General features: G+C 59.6%; 17 protein-coding genes. 12 read left to right on the top strand and 5 right to left on the bottom strand.

Annotation, left to right across the window (positions count from 1 at the left end):
- Window positions 1–204: 204 nt before the first annotated feature.
- Window positions 205–1131 carry a serine O-acetyltransferase EpsC gene (gene epsC, locus U6037_RS01135; RefSeq protein ID WP_016983653.1) on the bottom strand — a complete coding sequence of 309 codons (927 nt, stop codon included), beginning with the start codon at window positions 1129–1131 and terminating at the stop codon, window positions 205–207.
- Between the two features lie 190 nt (window positions 1132–1321).
- Between epsC and U6037_RS01130 the strand changes: the two genes are divergently transcribed.
- From U6037_RS01130 to U6037_RS01075, 12 genes are all read left to right on the top strand, one after another.
- Window positions 1322–2314, top strand: a complete 993-nt coding sequence (locus U6037_RS01130; protein WP_322845524.1) for a D-cysteine desulfhydrase — start codon at window positions 1322–1324, stop codon at window positions 2312–2314.
- Between the two features lie 307 nt (window positions 2315–2621).
- Complete coding sequence (gene tcyJ / locus U6037_RS01125) at window positions 2622–3422, top strand: cystine ABC transporter substrate-binding protein (protein ID WP_095047088.1); 801 nt, start codon at window positions 2622–2624, stop codon at window positions 3420–3422.
- Complete coding sequence (tcyL, locus tag U6037_RS01120; RefSeq protein WP_322845523.1) at window positions 3422–4087, top strand: cystine ABC transporter permease; 666 nt, start codon at window positions 3422–3424, stop codon at window positions 4085–4087. The genes tcyJ and tcyL overlap by 1 nt, the downstream gene beginning before the upstream one ends.
- A 4-nt stretch (window positions 4088–4091) precedes the next feature.
- Window positions 4092–4841, top strand: coding sequence for an L-cystine ABC transporter ATP-binding protein TcyN (gene tcyN, locus U6037_RS01115; protein WP_322845522.1), 750 nt, complete (start codon window positions 4092–4094; stop codon window positions 4839–4841).
- Window positions 4842–5311: 470 nt separating this feature from the next.
- Window positions 5312–6076 (top strand): hypothetical protein, encoded by a 765-nt coding sequence (locus U6037_RS01110; RefSeq protein ID WP_322845521.1) that lies wholly within the window; start codon window positions 5312–5314, stop codon window positions 6074–6076.
- A gap of 268 nt (window positions 6077–6344) precedes the next feature.
- Window positions 6345–7586 carry an SfnB family sulfur acquisition oxidoreductase gene (locus tag U6037_RS01105; protein ID WP_322845520.1) on the top strand — a complete coding sequence of 414 codons (1242 nt, stop codon included), beginning with the start codon at window positions 6345–6347 and terminating at the stop codon, window positions 7584–7586.
- A gap of 25 nt (window positions 7587–7611) precedes the next feature.
- Window positions 7612–8805, top strand: a complete 1194-nt coding sequence (locus U6037_RS01100) for an SfnB family sulfur acquisition oxidoreductase (RefSeq protein WP_322845519.1) — start codon at window positions 7612–7614, stop codon at window positions 8803–8805.
- Window positions 8805–10163, top strand: a complete 1359-nt coding sequence (locus U6037_RS01095) for an LLM class flavin-dependent oxidoreductase (protein ID WP_322845518.1) — start codon at window positions 8805–8807, stop codon at window positions 10161–10163. Before U6037_RS01100 ends, U6037_RS01095 begins: the two co-directional genes overlap by 1 nt.
- 125 nt (window positions 10164–10288) lie before the next feature.
- A complete protein-coding gene (locus U6037_RS01090; protein ID WP_150649914.1) occupies window positions 10289–11098 on the top strand; it encodes a MetQ/NlpA family ABC transporter substrate-binding protein in 810 nt (269 codons plus the stop codon).
- 2 nt (window positions 11099–11100) lie between these two features.
- Window positions 11101–12222 (top strand): methionine ABC transporter ATP-binding protein, encoded by a 1122-nt coding sequence (locus U6037_RS01085; RefSeq protein WP_322845517.1) that lies wholly within the window; start codon window positions 11101–11103, stop codon window positions 12220–12222.
- A complete protein-coding gene (locus U6037_RS01080) occupies window positions 12212–12856 on the top strand; it encodes a methionine ABC transporter permease (RefSeq protein WP_039756400.1) in 645 nt (214 codons plus the stop codon). The genes U6037_RS01085 and U6037_RS01080 overlap by 11 nt, the downstream gene beginning before the upstream one ends.
- A gap of 168 nt (window positions 12857–13024) precedes the next feature.
- Window positions 13025–13651 (top strand): class I SAM-dependent methyltransferase, encoded by a 627-nt coding sequence (locus U6037_RS01075; protein WP_322845516.1) that lies wholly within the window; start codon window positions 13025–13027, stop codon window positions 13649–13651.
- 1 nt (window position 13652) lies between these two features.
- Here the strand turns inward: U6037_RS01075 and U6037_RS01070 are convergent, their stop codons facing one another.
- The 4 genes from U6037_RS01070 to U6037_RS01055 all read right to left on the bottom strand — a co-directional run bounded on the left by U6037_RS01070 (window position 13653) and on the right by U6037_RS01055 (window position 21219).
- Window positions 13653–15905 carry a glycoside hydrolase gene (locus U6037_RS01070; RefSeq protein WP_322845515.1) on the bottom strand — a complete coding sequence of 751 codons (2253 nt, stop codon included), beginning with the start codon at window positions 15903–15905 and terminating at the stop codon, window positions 13653–13655.
- 90 nt (window positions 15906–15995) lie between these two features.
- Complete coding sequence (locus tag U6037_RS01065) at window positions 15996–19058, bottom strand: efflux RND transporter permease subunit (protein ID WP_322845514.1); 3063 nt, start codon at window positions 19056–19058, stop codon at window positions 15996–15998.
- A complete protein-coding gene (locus U6037_RS01060; protein ID WP_322845513.1) occupies window positions 19055–20119 on the bottom strand; it encodes an efflux RND transporter periplasmic adaptor subunit in 1065 nt (354 codons plus the stop codon). The genes U6037_RS01065 and U6037_RS01060 overlap by 4 nt, the downstream gene beginning before the upstream one ends.
- Window positions 20116–21219 (bottom strand): efflux RND transporter periplasmic adaptor subunit, encoded by a 1104-nt coding sequence (locus U6037_RS01055; RefSeq protein WP_322845512.1) that lies wholly within the window; start codon window positions 21217–21219, stop codon window positions 20116–20118. The genes U6037_RS01060 and U6037_RS01055 overlap by 4 nt, the downstream gene beginning before the upstream one ends.
- Window positions 21220–21262 lie beyond the last annotated feature (43 nt).

Genomic DNA, 21262 nt, shown 5'->3' with positions numbered 1-21262 from the left:
CGGTAGTTTTCCTACGCTAGCTCAAGGATGGGTATGACGCGGGTTTGAGGGTATTCGTTCACTGGAGAATTGGCTGATTGCCATTATCTTGATTCGGTCTGAAAACCATTCGCGAGCAGGCTCGCTCCCACATTTGAAACGCATTCCAGTGTGGGAGCGAGCCTGCTCGCGAAGAGGCCAGATGCCGCAACGCAATTTCAGAGCCTACTTCTGCGTCCCGTCATCATGTTGCAAATTCGCCTGGGTCAGATTGCACCCCGCCGGCACGCTGCGCGTCAGCCAGACATTGCCGCCAATGGTCGAACCCTTGCCAATGGTGATCCGCCCGAGAATCGTCGCCCCGGCGTAAATCACCACATCATCTTCAACGATCGGATGGCGCGGATGGCCCTTCTGCAACTGGCCGTCTTCATCCGCCGGGAAGCGCTTGGCGCCCAACGTCACGGCCTGATAAATCCGCACACGCTCGCCAATGATCGCCGTCTCGCCGATTACCACACCCGTACCGTGATCGATAAAGAAGCTACGGCCGATCTGCGCGCCCGGATGGATGTCGATGCCGGTCGCCGAGTGGGCGATTTCCGCGCTGATCCGCGCCAGCAACGGCAATCCGGCGCGATACAAATGATGCGCCAGACGATGGTGAATCACCGCCAGAATCCCCGGATAGCACAGCAGCACTTCATCGACACTGCGCGCCGCCGGGTCACCGTGATAGGCCGCCAGCACATCGGTGTCGAGCAGCGTGCGCAACCCCGGCAACGCCAAGGCAAAGTCCTGCACGATCTGAATGGCACGAGCCTCGACTTCGGTGTCGGCCTGCGCACTGTGGCGGGCGACGTAACGCAGTTCCAGACGGGTCTGCGCCAGCAAGGCATTCAGCGCCACATCAAGGGTGTGGCCGACGTAGAAATCCTCACTCTCTTCACGCAGATCCACCGGCCCCAGACGCATCGGGAACAGTGCACCACACAGCGCTTCGAGAATCTCCGCCATCGCCGCCCGCGACGGCAACTCGCGCCCACCCTGCTCGCCGGACGCGCGGCCGTTCTGTGCCCGCCACTGATCCCGCGCGCTGCGCAGTTGACTGACGATGGTCTGCAATTGCCAATGGCTGGAACGCTCGCTCACGGTAAAGACTCCTCACGGGCGGCCGGACTGTCTGGCCGCGTCAACGGCGCCTACTTTACGTCATGCTCGCGAAGGCGAATTAAGAACCGATAGTGCTGGGCTCAGTCGATTTGGCTATAAGCGATTGGCAGTTGCCCCTGCAAAAGCGCGTGCCTATAGTCCTTTCATCTTTCTCCGCCAGTACGGAATCATGATTAAGAATCAGCTGGATCGCTTTAACCGCCTCGACCTGCTCGGCCATCCGACGCCGCTGGAAAAACTCGAACGCCTGTCGTCCTGGCTCGGCCGCGAGGTGTACATCAAGCGCGATGACCTGACGCCGCTGGCCATGGGCGGCAACAAGCTGCGCAAACTCGAATACCTTGCTGCCGATGCCCTGGCGCAAGGTGCCGACACGCTGATCACCGCCGGTGCATTGCAGTCGAACCATGTTCGCCAGACCGCCGCACTGGCCGCCAAACTGGGTCTGGGTTGTGTGGCGCTGCTGGAAAATCCGCTGGGCACTGACGACAGCAACTACACCGGCAACGGCAATCGCCTGCTGCTGGATCTGTTCGACACCAAGGTCGAACTGGTCGACAACCTCGACAACGCCGACGAACAACTCGCCGCCCTCGCCGTGCGTTTGCGCAGCAACGGCAAGAAGCCGTATCTGGTGCCGATCGGCGGCTCGAATGCGCTCGGTGCGCTGGGCTACGTGCGCGCCGGTCTGGAACTGGCTGAGCAGATCAAGGACACCGGTCTGGATTTCGCCGCTGTGGTTTTGGCCTCTGGCAGCGCCGGCACTCACAGTGGTCTGGCCTTGGCCCTGGCTGAAGTGCTGCCGCAATTGCCGGTGATTGGCGTGACCGTCTCGCGTAGCGAAGAAGATCAGCGGCCGAAGGTTCGGGGCCTCGCCGAACGTACGGCGGATCTGCTCGGCGTCGAGCTGCCGGCCAGTTTCAAGGTCGAGTTGTGGGATGAATATTTCGGCCCGCGTTATGGCGAGCCAAATGCCGGGACGTTGGCGGCGGTGAAATTGCTGGCGAGTCAAGAAGCGGTGTTGCTCGATCCGGTGTACACCGGCAAGGCCATGGCTGGGTTACTCGATGGTATCGGCCGTCAGCGTTTCAATGAAGGCCCGATTATTTTCCTGCACACCGGTGGCGCGCCGGCGTTGTTTGCCTATAAGGACTTTCTCTGACTGATCGTTCCCACGCTCTGCGTGGGAATGCAGCCCGGGACGCTCTGCGTCCTTTCGACGCTGGAACGCGGAGCGTCCCTTGAGGCGTTCCCACGCATAGCGTGGGAACGATCATATATACACATTAGATCTAACAAATTAGATATTAAGTATTTTCAAGTCTAACGCAGTCATCTTATAGTCTCGCCGCAGGCGAATTTCGCGCAAGACGCATAAGCTGCTTTAAGGCAGGATAGCGCTGTCGTCGAAATCATAAATTCGCCAACTTTCCTTAAGCGTCTTCCATAAGAAAACACAGGGGCTCGTCATGAATTTTTCCGCACTACGTCGCAATCTGCTGGTGGGTTCGCTGGGCCTGGCGCTGAGCGCCGGTCTGATCGGCCAGGCAGTGGCCGGTGAGCAGCTGCAACAGATCAAGGACAAAGGCGTTATCAACGTCGGCCTGGAAGGCACTTACCCACCGTTCAGCTTCGTTGATGCCGATGGCAAGCTGTCCGGCTTCGAAGTTGAATTCTCTGAGGCGTTGGCCAAAGAGCTGGGTGTGAAGGTCAAGCTGCAGACGACCAAGTGGGATGGCATCCTCGCGGCGCTTGAGTCCAAGCGTCTGGATGCAGTGATCAACCAGGTGACCATTTCCGAAGAGCGCAAGAAGAAGTATGACTTTTCCGAGCCGTACACCGTTTCCGGGATTCAGGCGCTGGTGCTGACCAAGAAAGCCGCCGACCTGAACATCAAATCCGCTGCCGATCTGGGTGGCAAGAAAGTCGGCGTGGGCCTGGGCACCAACTACGAGCAGTGGGTCAAAGCCAACGTGCCGACCGCTGACGTGCGCACCTATGAAGATGATCCGACCAAATTCCAGGACCTGCGTGTCGGCCGTATCGACGCCATCCTGATCGATCGTCTGGCCGCACTGGAATACGCGCGCAAAGCCAAGGACACCACTGCCGCAGGCGAACCGTTCTCTCGTCAGGAAGCTGGCGTTACCTTGCGCAAAGGCGAGCCTGAACTGCTGGCTGCAGTGAACAAGGCTATCGAAAAGCTACGCGCTGATGGCACGCTGGCCAAGCTTTCGGAAAAATACTTCAGCGCTGACGTCACTAAATAATGGAAGCAACTTTCCAAATCGTACGGGAGGCCTTGCCCTTTTTGCTCAAGGGCATGTACTTCACTGTCATCCTCAGCCTGGGTGGCATGTTCTTCGGCTTCCTGCTCGGCTTCAGCCTGGCGTTGATGCGTCTGTCGCGCTTCAAGGTGGCGAACTGGATTGCCCGCATCTACGTGTCGTTTTTTCGCGGCACGCCGTTGCTGGTGCAACTGTTCGTGATCTATTTCGGCTTGCCACAGGTGGGGATCGAACTCGATCCGATCCCGGCCGCCATGATCGGCCTTTCGCTGAACATGGCGGCCTACATTTGTGAAATCCTGCGATCTTCGATCAGCTCGATCGAACGCGGTCAGTGGGAAGCCGCTGCGAGCATTGGCATGACCCGCGCGCAAACCCTGCGGCGGGCCATCCTGCCGCAAGCGATGCGTACGGCATTACCGGCGCTCGGCAACAGCTTCATTTCACTGGTCAAGGACACTGCACAGGCCGCCACGATTCAGGTGCCGGAGTTGTTACGTCAGGCGCAGTTGATCAGCGCACGTAACTTCGAAATTTTCACCATGTACCTTAGTGCCGCACTGCTCTACTGGATTCTGGCCTCGGTGCTCGCGCACCTGCAGAACAAGTTGGAAGAGCGGGTCAATCGGCACGACCAGGAGTCCTGACCCCATGATTGTCGTGGAAAAACTGACAAAGCAGTTCAAGGGTCAAGAGGTGCTCAAGGGCATCGATCTTGAGGTGAAAGAAGGCGAAGTCGTCGCGATCATCGGCCCCAGCGGTTCGGGGAAAACGACGTTCCTGCGCTGCCTGAATTTCCTTGAACAACCCACCAGTGGCCGGATCAAGGTCGGCGATATCGAGATCGATACCAGTCGCCCGTTGAACCAGCAGCAAGCGCTGGTGCGCAACCTGCGCCAGCACGTCGGCTTCGTGTTCCAGAACTTCAACCTGTTCCCCCATCGCACCGCGCTGGAGAACGTCATCGAAGGCCCGATCGTGGTCAAGAAGATGCCGCGCGAAGAGGCTGTTGCTCTAGGCAAAAAGCTGATGGCAAAGGTCGGGCTCGCCGGCAAGGAAGACGCTTATCCGCGTCGTCTCTCGGGTGGTCAGCAACAGCGCGTGGCGATTGCCCGGGCGCTGGCGATGGAGCCGGAGGTGATCCTGTTCGACGAGCCGACTTCGGCTCTCGACCCGGAACTGGTCGGTGAAGTGCTGGCGACCATTCGCGGTCTGGCCGAAGAGAAACGCACCATGGTGATCGTCACCCACGAAATGGGCTTTGCTCGCGATGTGGCCAACCGTGTGGTGTTTTTCGACAAAGGCGTAATCGTCGAGCAAGGTGAAGCCAAAGCGTTGTTTGCCAACCCGAAAGAAGAACGCACCCAACAGTTTCTCAGCAAGTTTCTGAATCACGCCTGAGAACTTTATTGCACTATCGGAAACTTCCACGGATGGAAGTTACCTTTTATCAAATCCCACCCCACACCTCACCCTTATCCAGAAAACCTTATTCGACGCAGTACATATATATGTTCTGCAACAGATAATGCCTGCCTGAAACCCACGCCACCTCGCATGAGCGCATTCGAATAAATCTGCACAAAAATCCGCATAAAGCCCTAAGTTCCGTGGTCTATTTCGCTTTAGCACCTAGGCATACGGCCACCGCAACGTAGGAAGCTTCTGATTAACTCGTAATTCACGGTTTAACTAATATCGTCTATTGACACCCCTTCCCACACACTCTTATCTAGTCGACAACCAGCACCACTTAGTTCAACAACCCCGTATTCAAGCTGAATAAAAGTTAAAGTTTTATTGCCAGTCTATTCACGCCTTTTGTTCTTTCAGAAACGGACTTCGCTGCAAGGCTTCATGGAGAGAAATCGATGACCCGCACTTCGCATACCCCCGAACTGGCAGCGCCGATCCTCGCGCCAGCGCAAAAAACCGGCATCAATCTGACCGCCGCCGCACACCTGCAGATTGAGGTACCGCCCTACCCCGATATGGACAGCGGAGACCTCATCGAGCTGTTCTGGAACAAATGCTATGTCGCTTCCAGAGTGCTGACGGCCGGTGACGTCGGCACCGCAGTCAGCCTGCGGGTGCCGGAGAGTTTCATCGCCAACGGCACCGCGCGCATTCACTACCGGGTGATGCAGGTCGGTCAGGGTCCGGCGTTTTCGGCGGCGACGCGAGTGCAAGTCAAACTGGACTGCCCCGGTGGTCAGCCTTCAGCGCTGAGCGCGGATGAAAACCAGCAATTGGCACCCGTGACAATCCCCGACGCGATTCGCCGCCAGGGCGTGAATCCGAACCAGATCAAACGCGGTGTTCCACTGACCATCGAGCCTTACCTGAACATGGCCGAGGATGACGCGATTACCTTGCGCTGGGGCGATGTACGCATGGATCTGGCGCCGATCACCGCCGCGGATGTCGGCTTGCCGATTCAGGTCTGGGTCCCACCGTCGGTGATTGTCGAAGCGGGCGAGGATCTGCGGCTGGACGTGACGTATTGCATTCTCGATCGGGTCGGCAACAACTCACGCTGGGCACCGCCACGCACCTTGAAGATCGGCTGCGTAAATCCGTATCTGAAAGTCCCTCTGAGGCAGGAACTCAAGGCGGCCGAATCGCGCCAGGCCTGATGCGCTTTACTGATGACGAGGGGGCGAGCCCCCTCACTTGAAACTCTTAACCAACCCGACCATCACCCCTTCTATACATATTCCTAAAAGTTAGTTTATTTAATATTTATACACGCTTAGGGTATATGAACCGGACCACCGGACATTCTTTCGTTCGCCGCACTTTTGCGGCGTTTTTCATGAGATGTGAGGTAGGTAGTATGGTCCGGAACACAATCACCCCAGTGCAGATCGCCAGGGCATTGCGTGCAGCCAAGGAGCGGCACTGATGTCCAGTCTGGCAGACGCAAACGTCCAGTCGGATCTGGACATCGCCCCACTGTTGTTGCCCGCGCAGGTCTTGCGCAACGACGCCCAAGCCATCAAGGCCGCCCATGAACTGGCGCAAGTCGCCCGCGTGCAGGCTGCCAAACGCGACCGTCAGCGCAAGTTGCCGTGGTCAGAAATCGAGCAATTCACCCGCAGCGGTCTGGGCAGCATTGCCATCCCGCGTGAATACGGTGGTCCGCAGGTTTCGTTCGTCACATTGGCCGAAGTATTCGCGATCATTTCTGCCGCCGATCCGGCGCTGGGACAGATCCCGCAGAACCAGTTCGGCATCATCAATCTGGTGCTCGGCAGCGCCACCGAAGCGCAGAAAAAGCAGCTGTTCCAGAGCGTTCTGGAAGGCTGGCGCATCGGCAACGCCGGCCCGGAACGCGGCACAAAAAACACCCTGGAGCTGAAAGCGCGGATCACCGCCCACGGTGATGATTACGTGATCAACGGCCAGAAGTTCTATTCCACCGGCGCACTGTTCGCGCATTGGGTGGCAGTGAAAGCGCTGAACGATGACGGCAAGCAAGTATTGGCCTTCGTCCGTCGCGGCACGCCGGGGCTGCGCATCGTTGATGACTGGTCGGGCTTCGGTCAGCGCACCACTGCCAGCGGCACGATTCTGCTGAACAACGTGCGTGTCGAATCGAACTTGGTGGTCGACAACTGGAAGATCAACGAAGTCCCGAATACTCAGGGCGCAGTGTCGCAGCTGATTCAAGCCGCGATCGACGCTGGCATCGCCCGTGGCGCCATTGATGACGCCATTGAGTTCGTCAAAACCCGCGCACGGCCGTGGATCGACGCCAAGGTTGATCGCGCCAGCGATGACCTCTACGTAATCGCCGACATCGGCAAACTGAAAATCGAACTGCACGCCGCCGAAGCGCTGCTGCGCAAGGCCGGGCAGGTTCTCGATCAAGTGCACGCCGCGCCGCTCACTGCCGAGTCCGCCGCCCGCGCTTCGATCGCTGTGGCCGAAGCAAAAGTGCTGACCACTGAAATCTCACTGCTCGCCAGCGAAAAGCTTTTCGAACTGGCCGGCAGCCGCGCCACCCTCGCCGAATTCAATCTCGACCGCCACTGGCGCAACGCGCGGGTGCACACGTTGCACGACCCGGTGCGCTGGAAATATCACGCGGTCGGCGCCTACCGCCTCAACGGCACTTTGCCGGCTCGCCATTCCTGGATCTGAGACGACCAGACATCTGGAGAAAAACATGACGCTTTCCCATCACGTCGCGGTCATCACCAGCGATGAGCAAGCCCTGATCGTCGCCAGCGACCTGGCCGAAGACTTCAAACGCGACAGCGCCCTGCGCGACCGTGAACGTCGCTTGCCACTGCCGGAACTTGATGTATTTTCCCGCTCGGGCCTGTGGGGCATCAGCGTGCCGAAAGAATACGGTGGCGCTGGCGTGTCCAACGTGACCCTGGCGAAAGTCATCGCCCTGATCGCTCAGGCTGACGGTTCGCTCGGGCAGATTCCGCAGAACCATTTCTACGCGCTGGAAGTGCTGCGGGTGAACGGTAGCCATGCGCAGAAACAACGGCTGTACGCCGAGGTTCTCGCCGGCCAACGCTTCGGCAATGCCTTGGCAGAACTGGGCACCAAAACGGCCCACGACCGCGTCACCAGTCTCAAACGCGACGGTGACGGCTATCGCATCAATGGCCGCAAGTTCTATGCGACCGGAGCGATTTATGCTCAGCGCATTCCAACATCGGTTGTCGATGAAAACGGCGTGCAGCAACTGGCCTTCGTCCCGCGCGACAGCCAAGGCTTGACCGTGATCGACGACTGGAGCGGCTTCGGTCAGCGCACCACCGGCAGCGGCTCCGTTGTGTTCGAAGACGTGTTCGTCTCGGCTGAAGACGTGCTGCCCTTCCAAAGCGCCTTCGAACGGCCAACCACTGTTGGCCCTTTGGCGCAAATCCTTCACGCCGCCATCGACACCGGTATCGCCCGCGCCGCTTACGAAGACGCGCTGCACTTCGTGCGCAGCAAGACCCGGCCATGGATCGATTCCGGTAACGACAAAGCCACCGAAGACCCGTTGACGCTGAAAAGCTTCGGCCACTTGAGCATTCGCCTGCACGCCACGGAGGCGTTGCTTGAACGTGCTGGCGAATTCCTCGACGCCGCGCAAGCCGAGACCAACGCCGAGACTGTCGCCGCCGCATCCATTGCCGTTGCCGAAGCACGGGCCATCAGCACCGAAATTTCCCTGGCCGCCGGCAGCACGCTGTTCGAACTGGCCGGCAGCCAGGCGACCCTGATCGAACACGGCCTCGACCGCCACTGGCGCAATGCCCGCGTACACACGCTGCATGACCCGGTGCGCTGGAAATATCACGCGGTGGGTAATTACTACCTCAACGATGAAAACCCTCCGTTGCGAGGGACGATCTGATGAGCGCCGCGAAAAAGAAGATCCTGCTCAATGCGTTCAACATGAACTGCATCGGCCACATCAACCATGGCCTGTGGACGCATCCGCGCGACACCTCGACGCGCTACAACACCATCGAATACTGGACTGAACTGGCGCAGTTGCTGGAACGCGGACTCTTCGACGGGCTGTTCATCGCCGACATCGTCGGCGTGTATGACGTCTATCAGAACTCGGTCGACGTACCACTGAAAGAGTCGATCCAGCTGCCGGTCAACGATCCGCTGCTGCTGGTTTCAGCCATGGCTGCCGTGACCAAAAATCTCGGTTTCGGTCTGACCGCAAATCTCACTTATGAGCCGCCGTATCTGTTCGCCCGACGCATGTCGACGCTGGATCATTTGAGCCGTGGTCGTGTTGGCTGGAACATCGTCACCGGTTACCTCGACAGCGCCGCCAAAGCCATGGGCCTCAGCGAACAGGTGGAACATGACCGTCGCTACGATCAGGCCGACGAGTACCTGGAAGTGCTCTACAAACTCTGGGAAGGCAGTTGGGAAAACGGCGCGGTGCTCAATGACCGCGAGCAGCGCATCTACGCCACTCCGGAAAAAGTGCACAAGGTCGAGCACAAGGGCGAGTTCTATCAGGTCGAGGGTTATCACCTCTGCGAACCGTCACCACAACGCACGCCAGTGCTGTTTCAGGCGGGCAGTTCCGATCGCGGTTTGCTCTTCGCCGGGCGTCACGCCGAGTGTGTGTTCATCAGCGGCCAGAACAAGCCGTCGACCAGGGTTCAGGTGGACAAGGTGCGCGCCAGTGCCGTCGAAGCGGGACGCAACCCCGAGGACATCAAGGTGTTCATGGGCCTTAACGTCATCGTCGGCGCGACCGAAGAGGCCGCATGGGCCAAGCACGCCGAGTACCTCAGTTACGCCAGCGCCGAGGCCGGCGTCGCACATTTTTCCGCGTCGACCGGCATCGACTTTTCCCAGTACGAAATCGACGAACCGATCCAGTACGTGAAGAGCAACGCCATTCAGTCGGCTACCAAGAACCTGCAAAACAACGACTGGACCCGGCGCAAATTGCTCGACCAGCACGCCCTCGGTGGTCGTTACATCACCGTGGTCGGCTCGCCTGAGCAAGTCGCGGATGAACTGGAATCGTGGATTGCCGAAACCGGGCTCGATGGTTTCAATCTGACCCGGATTGTTACGCCAGAGAGCTATGTCGATTTTATTGAACTGGTGATTCCAGAGCTGCAGCGGCGCGGGTCGTACAAGACCGCGTACGACAACGGCAGCCTGCGCGAGAAGCTGTTTCACGGTGAGGCGCAGCTGCCCGAGCAACACACCGGATCCTCATTCCGCCGCTAAAAGCATCGCTGGCAAGCCAGCTCCCACAAGGGTCTGTGGTGTTCACAAAACCTGTGGGAGCTGGCTTGCCAGCGATGAGGCCGCAACAGACACCACAAATCAATGCACTGACTGGAAAACTCATCATGACCCAGAAAACCCTGTCCCACCCAGTCAAAGCACTGGCCCTGGCCCTCGGCCTGTTCAGCTCGGCCGTGTTCGCCGCCGACGCACCGTTGAAAATCGGCACCACCGCCGCCTTCGCCATCCCGCTGGAAGCTGCCGTTGAAGAGGCCTCCAAACAAGGTCTGAAAGTCGAACTGGTGGAGTTCACTGACTGGATCGCGCCGAACGTCAGCCTCGCCGCCGGCGACATCGACGTGAACTACTTCCAGCACATCCCGTTCCTCGAAAACGCCAAAGCCGCCTCGGGTTTTGATCTGGTGCCGTTCGCGCCCGGGATCATCAACAACGTCGGCCTCTATTCGAAAAAATATAAAAGCTTCGATGAGCTGCCAGAGGGCGCCAGCGTCGCCATCGCCAATGACCCGATCAACAGCGGTCGCGGTTTGCAACTGCTGGCCAAGGCCGGTTTGATCACGCTGAAACCGGGCGTCGGCTACAAAGCCACCGAAGATGACATTGTCGCCAACCCGAAGAAGATCAAAATCCTCCAGGTCGAAGCCGTACAACTGGTGCGCGCCTACGACGACGCCGATCTGGTCCAGGGTTACCCCGCCTACATTCGTTTGGCGAAGACCTTCGATGCCGGTTCGGCGCTGCTGTTCGACGGCCTCGACCACAAGGAATACGTGATCCAGTTTGTTATCCAGCCGAAGAGCAAAACCGATCCGCGCCTGATCAAATTCGTCGACATCTACCAGCACTCGCCAGCCGTTCGCGCGGCACTGGATAAGGCCCACGGCAAGCTGTATCAAGCCGGTTGGGAAAGCTGAGCATGACGGCCGCGATCCAACGGCGACTGGAAATTCCAGAGCCACACAATGCTGAAAAAACCGAGCTGCACCCCGAGCTGAATCGCGCCCACGTACGCTTCATCGGTCTGGGCAAAACCTACAACGGTCGCCAAGGCCCGGTCGCCGCATTGCAGGGCATCGATCTGGCGATTTCGCGCGGTGAAGTGTTCGGCATCATTGGCCGCAGCGGCGCTGGCAAGTCGTCGCTGATTCGCACGATCAATCGCCTGGAACAACCAACTTCGGGGCGGGTGCTGATTGATCAGGTCGACATCGGCGAGTTCGATGAAGATAGTCTGGTTGCTTTGCGCCGGCGCATCGGCATGATCTTCCAGCACTTCAATCTGATGTCGGCCAAGACCGTTTGGCAGAACGTCGAGCTGCCGCTGAAAGTGGCTGGAGTACCGAAGGAACAACGCGAGAAAAAGGTTCGTGAATTGCTCGAGCTGGTTGGCCTGCAAGCCAAGCACAAGGCTTATCCGGCGCAATTGTCCGGCGGGCAGAAACAGCGTGTCGGCATCGCCCGCGCGCTGGTGCATGACCCGGATATTCTGCTCTGCGACGAAGCCACTTCGGCACTCGACCCGGAGACTACGCAGTCGATCCTCGGCCTGCTGCGCGAGATCAATAAACGCCTGGGCCTGACCATCGTCCTGATCACTCACGAGATGGCAGTGATCCGTGAAATCTGTGACCGCGTTGTCGTGCTTGAGCACGGGCGGGTTGTCGAACAAGGCCCGGTCTGGGAAGTGTTCGGCAATCCGCAGCACGAGGTCAGCCAGACCTTGCTCGCGCCACTGCAACACGCGTTGCCGGAGGAATTGCAGTCCCGCTTGCACGCGCTGCCGCCATCCTCCGACGCCGCTGTGGTGCTGCGCTTGCAGTTCACCGGCAGCGCCAGTGACGAGCCGGATCTGGCAGCACTGTTCGCGGCATTGGGTGGCCGGGTGAAGTTGCTTCAGGGCGGCGTTGAACGGATTCAGGGTCACGCGTTGGGGCAACTGTTATTGGCCGTCAGCGGCTCAGCGTTCAGCGCCGAGCAATTGCGTGAGCGCGCTGCACCGTGGGCGCAACGCGTGGAGGTATTGGGTTATGTGGTTTGATCGCTTGTTGCAGGGCTTTATCGACACGTTCCTGATGGTCGGCGTGTCGTCGCTGATCGCGTTGCTGGTGGGGATTCCGATGGCGGTGATCCTGGTCACCAGCGACAAGGGCGGGATCTACGAAGCGCCACTGTTGAATCGCGCATTGGGCGCGTTCGTGAACCTGTTTCGCTCGATCCCGTTTCTGATTCTGATGGTCGCGCTGATTCCGTTTACCCGGCTGATTGTCGGCACTACGTACGGTGTCTGGGCTGCCGTAGTGCCACTGACGATTGCGGCAACGCCGTTCTTTGCGCGGATTGCCGAAGTGAGTCTGCGCGAGGTTGATCATGGCTTGATCGAGGCGGCGCAGGCGATGGGTTGCCGGCGTTGGCACATTGTCTGGCATGTGTTGTTGCCGGAGGCGCTGCCGGGGATCGTCGGCGGGTTCACTATCACGTTGGTGACCATGATCAATTCGTCGGCGATGGCCGGGGCAATTGGTGCTGGCGGGTTGGGGGATATCGCCTATCGCTACGGCTATCAGCGCTTTGATAGTCAGATCATGTTGACGGTGATTGTATTGCTGGTGGCATTGGTGGCGGTGATTCAATTGGGAGGGGACCGGTTGGCGCGGGGGTTGAACAAGCGCTGAGCCTGGCTGGGCTCATGTAGCAACTTCACAACCGCTATCGCGAGCAGGCTCACTCCTACAGGGGAACGCATTCCAAATGTAGGAGTGAGCCTGCTCGCGATGGGCTGCGCAGCAGCCCCGCTTCATGGCGTATATTCGGCGAACCCCCATTGCCCGCGTATACCGACCATGAAGCAAACCCCCACCGACCTCGAACAGATCACCGCCACCACCCTCGGCCACTACAACTCGGTGGCCGAAGACTTCCGTGAGGGCACCCGCGATCACGATGTCAGCCAGAACATCGATGCACTGCTGCGGCATATTCAAGGTTCAGCGCCGTTTACGATTCTGGACTTCGGCTGCGGCCCGGGGCGGGATTTGCAGACGTTTACGCGCATGGGCCACATCGCCGTCGGTCTGGATGGCTCACAAGAATTTGCGCGAATGGCTCGCGAGGACAGTGGCTGCGAGGTATTGCAGCAGGACTTTCTGAAGCTCAATCTGCCGGCGGAACGCTTCGACGGGATCTTTGCCAATGCGGTGCTGTTTCATGTGCCGTTGCAGGAATTGCCACGGGTGCTCCAGCAATTGCATGGTGCGTTGAAACACGGTGGGGTGCTGTTCAGTTCCAATCCGCGAGGGGATAACCGTGAGGGCTGGAACGGGCCGCGCTATGGCTCTTATCACGATCTTGAGGCGTGGCGAGGATTATTGACGGCAGCGGGGTTTGCCGAGCTTGAGCATTACTATCGGCCGGCGGGATTACCGCGTGAGCAGCAGCCCTGGCTGGCCAGTGTCTGGCGCAAACGCTGAATCAGGGCGGAGTCTGAACCTTATAACGGCTGACTGCGCCCTCAGCAGTCAACGCCGTAAGGCTTTCACCCGGCAGTAACTGTCCCTGCACTTCACGCGAGACCTGATCAAAATTGGCCAGCAGTCGCGTACCGTCTTCAAACGTCGTCTGCTGTACTTTTCGATCCTCACTCAGCCAGTCGAAATCGATGAGCGCCTGAGTTCCCAGACGTTCGTGCAGCGGACGAAAAAACTCATCCTGACGCACGATCAACGGCAAACGCTGTGCGAGTGTCGCTGCACTCAGGTGATACAGCGGCGGCACGTTGTACAGCAGTTGCATGAGTTGATTTTCCGTCCCCACATTGCTCAATTTCAGACTGTCGAACAACCAGTGGTGAGTGGTGATGACGGAACCGTGGAACACGGCCTGATACAACGGCAAACGGCTGGCAGGATCAAAATAGACGTGTCGGTAGGACGCCTTCAACAGCGCAGGCTTGAAGAAAACCGCGGGTTGCTCCGGTGGATACCAAAGGCCAACAAAGTATTCGGAATCAGTCACGCGGCTCATCTCGGCATCGCCCCAACCGATTACCGGCGTCTGCATGCCATGGGCAAACAGGATGCCCTGCGCGGTCGTTGCGTTGCCGTCCTCGGAACCGCTCGGCAGTTGCAACGCTTCGTTGATCCAGCGTGACGCCTCAACATTGCCCTCGGCATTCTGTGCCTGGGTCATGGTTGCCTCAGGGCGGTAACTGTCGAACAACATGCCGGCGGCGTAGGCATCCAGAAACCAGCTATTGAAGCCTGCGGCATTGCCAATGGCACTGATACGACTTTCCAGCAATGGCCGCACGCAGCGTGGATCGGTGTAGTGACCTGATTGCTGGAAGCCGGATTTCAACGCACCGCTTTCCTGCACAATCGCACACTGGCTATTGGCGTTGTCACCCAGATGCGCAGTGGCCCAGTCCGGGTTTTCGTCTCGGCTGAGCGCCGTTTCGTAAGAGTCATAGGGTGCGATCAGGTATCCCGCCTCGACGCCTGCGCGAACCGCTTCGGGGTGCCAGAGCCCACCTTCCCAACCGTCGCCAAGCCCCAGCCACAAACGCGACAGACCGGCGCTGCGCAACTGTTCGAAAGTATCGCCTGACAGCGTGTTGCCCCATCGCGCGGGATCAGGCGTCAGCGCCTCACCGAAGGCGTCGGCCAATTGCCCGCGCAGTTCGGCATAACCATTGGCCAGTGCTTGCATGTCCGGCACCGCTCGCGCCTGCCAGGTTTTGCGCGCCTGAGTGTTCAACGCCCGGTTGAGGCCGCGCAACAATACGGTTTGCTGATAGGTGTTGAGCAGCGTCTCGCTGGCGATCAGTTGCAGCGCTTCGCGCTCCATCGCCGCGCGCAGCGCGCTGGCCAGCGCTCCGGGGCCGCGCAACCTTGCGAGCAGCGCCGGCCAGTTGCGCACATCGTTGGGGCCCAACAAACCGTTGCCCCACAAGTAAACATGGCTGGCGCCCAGCAGCTTGCTCGCCTGCGGGGTTTTCGCCAACTTGCTGCTGAGGGTTTCGTACTGGCCGTTGTCAATCAGCCATTGCTTGTAGCGTTTGGCCCCGGCCAACGGTTCAGCATCGCCGAGAAACAGCTTGAACGTCAGCGGCTCGTGAGGTTCAAGTGCGGTAAACCGGTGGCGCGCCGACAGCGCCAGCGTCTCGCCATCGGCCTTGAAGCGCAGCTGATTGTTGTAGGGGTTGGTCATCAACCAGTGCAGGGTAAAAGCGTCATGATCAACGCCCCATAGCGGCAGACTCAGATCCTGAGTCGTATCGAGCACTCCTTGAGCAAGCAGAAATGTTTGCCACACCGAGTCGCCACGCGGCACGTAGCGGCCCTCAGCCAGCGGCCAGATCAGTGCACGGCCCATCGCACTGCCGGGCTGATGCACAAACTCCAGTTCGGAGGGGGTTCGAGCGGTAATGGAAAACGATAATTCACGCTGATCAAGTTCAACGCTGAGCGCCCACACGCCATCGTCCCACAGCCAATCGACACGATCGTCACGCCTGAGCAGCTGGCTGACCTTGTGCTGCAATACACCCGTCGACGCCTGGACAGCCGGACCGCCGGCAGGCTCGACACGCACGGCTAATGTCGCGGGATTGAGCTGAACCCGCCACAGCGAGTTCTCCAGCACAATATCGGCCAACGATGTGGGCGCCAGCGTCAGGCCGGCCATCAGCAACAATTGGCGCAACCAGCCGGCAACGGTCGACATCAGGCGTCCCCCCTCCTCAAATGGAGGAGGGACGTTAACGCAAACCTGCGACGCTGTAAGTCAGACCGTTCCCAAAGATGTAACAACCAATCATTGCGCCGCTTCAGCATCCTTCTTCGGCTCGCGAATCTTGTACCAGGCCACATACAGCGCCGGCAGGAACAGCAACGTCAGCAACGTCGCCACCACGATCCCGCCAATCATCGCGTACGCCATCGGTCCCCAGAACACTTCGCGGGCAATCGGGATCATGCCCATGCTCGCTGCGGCGGCGGTCAGCAGGATCGGCCGGCGCCGATGCTCGGTCGCCTCCACCACTGCATCCCACGGCGCATAGCCCTTCTTCTCGAACTCATCGATCTGCGTCACCAGAATCACCGAGTTACGGATGATGATGCCGATCAGCGCGAGAATCCCCAGAATCGCCACGAAACCCATTGGCGTACCGGTCGGCACCAGCGCCAGCACCACACCGATCAGCCCCAGCGGCGCGACACTCGCCACCAGGAACATCTTCTGCACGCTGTGCAACTGGATCATCAGGAAGGTCGCCATCAAAAACAGCATCAACGGCAAGACCTTGGCAATCGGCCCCTGCGCCTTGCCGCTTTCTTCGACCGTACCGCCGGTAGCGACTTTGTAGCCGACCGGCAGTTTCTCGGCGAACGCATCAATCGACGGCTTGAGGATTTTCACCAGATCGGTCGGCTGGATCTCGTCGCGCACCGAAGCCTTGATGGTAATGGTCGGCAAGCGATCACGACGCCACACCAGCGGCTGCTCCAGTTCATAACGCACGGTGGCGAAAGCCAATAGCGGAATCGACGTACCGCTCGGCGTGACAATCTGCAGGTTTTGCAGGGTCTCCGGCGTGCCGCGTTCGGAGTCCACCGCGCGCCCGACCACGTTGATCAGGTAGATATCGTCATCGACCTGGGTCAACGGCGAGCCACTGACGATGCTGTTCATCAGGTTCGCCACGTCTTCGGACGACAGCCCGAGCTGACGCGCCTTGTCCTGAGCGATATCGATGCGCAGGACTTTGCCCGGCTCGTTCCAGTCGTAAATGATTTCGCCGATGTGCGAATTCTTGTCCAGTTCGGTAGCAAGGTCGATGGCGTGTTTGCGCACTTGATCGATGTCCTTGCCGCTGACCCGGTACTGGATCGGCCGCCCCACCGGCGGGCCCATTTCCAGCGCCTGCACGTAGCTGCCGATACCGACGAACTCTTTGCGCAAGCGCTCACGCAACCTTTCACTCAACGCCTCGCGGGACTCGAAGCCTTTGCTGACGATCACCAGTTGCGCGTAATACGGGTTCTGCAACTGCTGGTCGAGCGGCAGGTAGAAACGGATCGCGCCCTGACCGATGTAGGTACTCCAGCGCACGATGTCCGGGTCGCCCTTGAGGGTTTCTTCCAGTTTGTCGACGGCCTTGCGAGTTTCGTCGATCGAGGCGTTTTGCGGCAGGTTCAGGTCGACGAGAATTTCCGGGCGATCCGACGCCGGGAAAAACTGGTTCTGCACAAAGCGCATGCAAAATACCGCGAGCACGAACATCAGCACCGTGAAACCGATTGCCCACCAGCGGTTGCGCATGGCCCACAACAGTCCGCCATTGAACGCTCGGCCAATACGCCCTGGCTCAGCGGCATGGGGTTTCACGTTGGTGCTGAGGATGTGCACGCCGATCACCGGGGCGAAGAACACCGCCACCACCCACGAGACGATCATCGCCACGGCGATCACCGCAAACAGCGTGTAGGTGTACTCACCGGCGGAACTGGCGTTGAGGCCGATCGGCACGAAACCGGCGACGGTCACCAGTGTACCGGTGAGCATCGGAAACGCCGTCGAGGTGTAGGCGAACGTCGCCGCCTGCTCCTTGGTCTCGCCCATTTCCAGGCGCGTGACCATCATCTCCACGGTAATCATCGCGTCGTCCACCAATAGGCCGAGGGCGATGATCAGTGCACCAAGGGAAATCCGCTGCATGGTGATGCCGCTGTATTCCATGAACACAAAAACCATCGCCAGCACCAGCGGAATCGAGCACGCCACCACCAGCCCGGCGCGCACGCCGAGGCTGATGAAACTCACTACCAACACGATGATCACCGCTTCGAACAGCGCACTGGTGAAGCCGCCAACGGCTTCTTCTACCACCACGGCCTGATCGGAAACCGTGTGCACACCGACACCGACCGGCAAGTCTGCCGTCAGTTGGTCGATACGTGCGTGCAGTGCCTTGCCGAACTCCTGAACGTTGCCACCCTTCTGCATGGCAATGGCCAGACCGATGGCCGGTTTGCCGTCGAAGCGGAATTCCGGAGTCGCCGGGTCGACGTAACCACGGCTGATCTCGGCGATATCGGCCAGACGATAGAAGCGGTCATTGAGCTTGAGGTTGACCTCGGCCAGATCCTTCTCCGAGGCGAACTGCCCCGAAGTCCGCACGGAGATCCGCTCGGGTCCGGCCTCGATCACACCCGCCGGGGTCACGGCATTCTGCGATTGCAGACTGTCCACCACCTGGCGCTGATCGATGCCCAGCGCGGCGAGTTTTCGCGTGGAGAAGTTCAGATAAATCACTTCGTCCTGCTGGCCGACCATTTCGATCTTGCCCAGCCCCGGCACATTGCGGATCTCGGCGCGAGCCTGCTCCACATAGTCGCGCAGCTGGCGCATGGTCAGGCCATCGGCGGTAAAGGCATAGACCGAGCCGAACACATCACCAAACTCATCGTTGAATCCCGGCCCCTGAATGCCTTGGGGGAACTGCCCGCGAATATCATCGATCTTCTTGCGCACCTGGTACCAGATTTCCGGAATGTCCTTGGCGCTGGTGGTGTCGCGCAGGTACACGTACACCGTCGACTCGCCGGGGCGCGTGTAGCTTTTCACGTAGTCGAGGGAATCGAGTTCTTCGAGTTTCTTCTCGATGCGGTCAGTGACCTGCTTGAGGGTTTCCTCCTGGGTCGCGCCCGGCCATTTGGTCTGGATCACCATGGTCTTGATGGTGAACGACGGGTCTTCTTCGCGCCCAAGGTTGAAGTACGAAAACACGCCCATGAGCAATCCGACGAACATCAGGTACCAGACGAAAGACTGATGCTTGAGGGCCCATTCGGAGAGGTTGAAAGAGCCTTTCATTGACTGTCCTCGTCAAGTTTTACCGATTGCCCGGGTTTGAGGCTGTTGACGCCGGCGCTGACCACACGCTCGCCGTTCTTCACGCCGCCCGCCAGTACGACGCTGTTGTCGGTACGGCTGATGACCGTGACGTCGCGGGGGCTGACGGTTTTGTTTTGCGTATCGATTACCCAGATCCGCGGTTTGCCATCGACCTCCTGCAATGCCGTGGCGGGCAATTCGATGCGCGGTTTGATTGCCGAACTGAGGGTCACGCTGATCGCCGTGCCGAGGCGAAAGCCGTCGGGCGTGTCGGCCAGAGTCAGGCGTGCACGCCGGGTGCGCGTAGCACTTTGCGCCTGTGGTTCGATTTCACGAATGATCGCGGTGGTGTTGATGCTCGGATCGAGTTGCGCGGCCACCGAGAACACCACGTCGCTGGGGATCTGATCGACCAGGGTATCGGGCAGATCGATCACCGCTTCCTTGATGTCCGGTTGCGCCAGAGTCACCACCTGCTGACCGGCCGTGACGACCTGCCCGGCCTCGGCATTCCACGCAGTGACGACGGCGCGGTGGTCGGAGCGCAGTTCGGTGTAGCCGAGTTGATCCTTGCTCTGATTGACCGCCGCACGCGCCTGATCCAGCGAGGCCTGGGTGGTTTTCAGATCGGTGGTGGCAATGTCCAGTTGTGCCTGCGCCCCGACGCCACGATCGAACAGCGCCTGCTGACGCCGAGCGTTGGCTTGCGCGTTGATCAGTTGCGCCTGAACCTTGGCCAGATCGCCTTGAGCCGAACGCAACTGGTTTTGCTGATCGGACGGGTCGAGGGTGGCGAGCAGCGTGCCCTTCTCCACCTCGGCGCCGACATCGACGTTACGGCTGGCAATACGGCCACCGACGCGGAAACCGGTGTTGCTCTCGTAGCGAGCCTGAATGCTGCCGGCAAAACGCCCGAGAGTCTCTTCACTAAGCGCCTCGACCTTGACCGACAGCACCGGACGTACCGGCTCGGGCGGCGGTTCTTTCTTGGAACACGCGGCCAGCAATACCACCACGGATAACAACCACAAGCGCTTCATGGCTGTGCTCCCGGTTGCAGATCCTTGTAAGTGTTTGCGGCGATCTCGACTTTCATGCCGGGATGCAACAATTGCCCGCCGGCGACGATGACTTTTTCGCCCCCCTTGAGACCTTCGCTGATGATGACTTTGCCGGTCAGGTAACGGCCGACCGTGACCGTGTGCAATTGCGCCTCACCTTTGTCGTCGACCAGCCACACCGCCGGGTCACTGATATTTTTCGTCAGCGCCGACCACGGCAGTTCGACTGCCGATTTGCCGGAGCCTTTGGCCGTGGCACTGACCACCGAACCGAGCTGCATGCCCGGCGGCAGTTTGTCGAGGGTGACTTTGACTTGCACGGTGCCGGACTGCGCGGATACCGCCGGGGTGACTTCGCGCACGGTGCCGGTGGTTTTGATCTCGGGGTTGTCGAGCAGGCTGACGGTGATCTTGTTATCCGCAGGGCGCTCGGCAAGCAGCGATTCATAGACGTTGAACACCGCATCGCGATCGCCATCACGGGCCAGACTGAAAATCGGCGCCGTGGCCTGCACGACCTGGCCGACTTCGGCCTGACGCTCGGTGATCACACCCGGGGCATCGGCAATCAGCGCGGTGTAGCTGAGCTGATCCTTGGCGTTGGCCAGTTGCGCCTGCGCCGCGCTCAAGGCGCTCTGGCTGCTGCGCAACGCGGCTTGGGCGGAGTCGTATTCGCTCTGGCTGGTGTAGCCCTTGGGCAGGAGTTTTTGCTGACGCACGAAGGCCGCCGCACTTTGTTTCACCCGGGCTTGTTCAGCGACGACCTGGGCTTGAGCCGAGTCGACGTTGGTCTGCAAATCCTTGGGGTCGAGTTTGGCCAGCACCTGCTTGGCGGTGACCCGGTCACCGACGTCAACCATGCGCTGAATGATCTTGCCGCCGACGCGGAACGACAATTCGGTCTGCACGCGCGCCTGCACGTCACCGGTCAATGTCACCGAAGCCGCGTAATCCGCGGGTTTGACTTCCTGTACAAAGACCCTTGGCAGGTATTCCTCAGGGGCTTTTTTCTCGCCGCATGCGGTCACCAAAGTGAGCAGACTCAGCATGATCGCTGTTTTCAAACCGGGACTCGCCATGCAGACTCCTTCCTGTGTACGAACGTGCAAGTGACGATACGAC

It is taken from the genome of Pseudomonas sp. B33.4, from assembly GCF_034555375.1.
Lineage (GTDB): Bacteria > Pseudomonadota > Gammaproteobacteria > Pseudomonadales > Pseudomonadaceae > Aquipseudomonas.
This window is presented reverse-complemented; position numbering and strand designations above follow the sequence as displayed.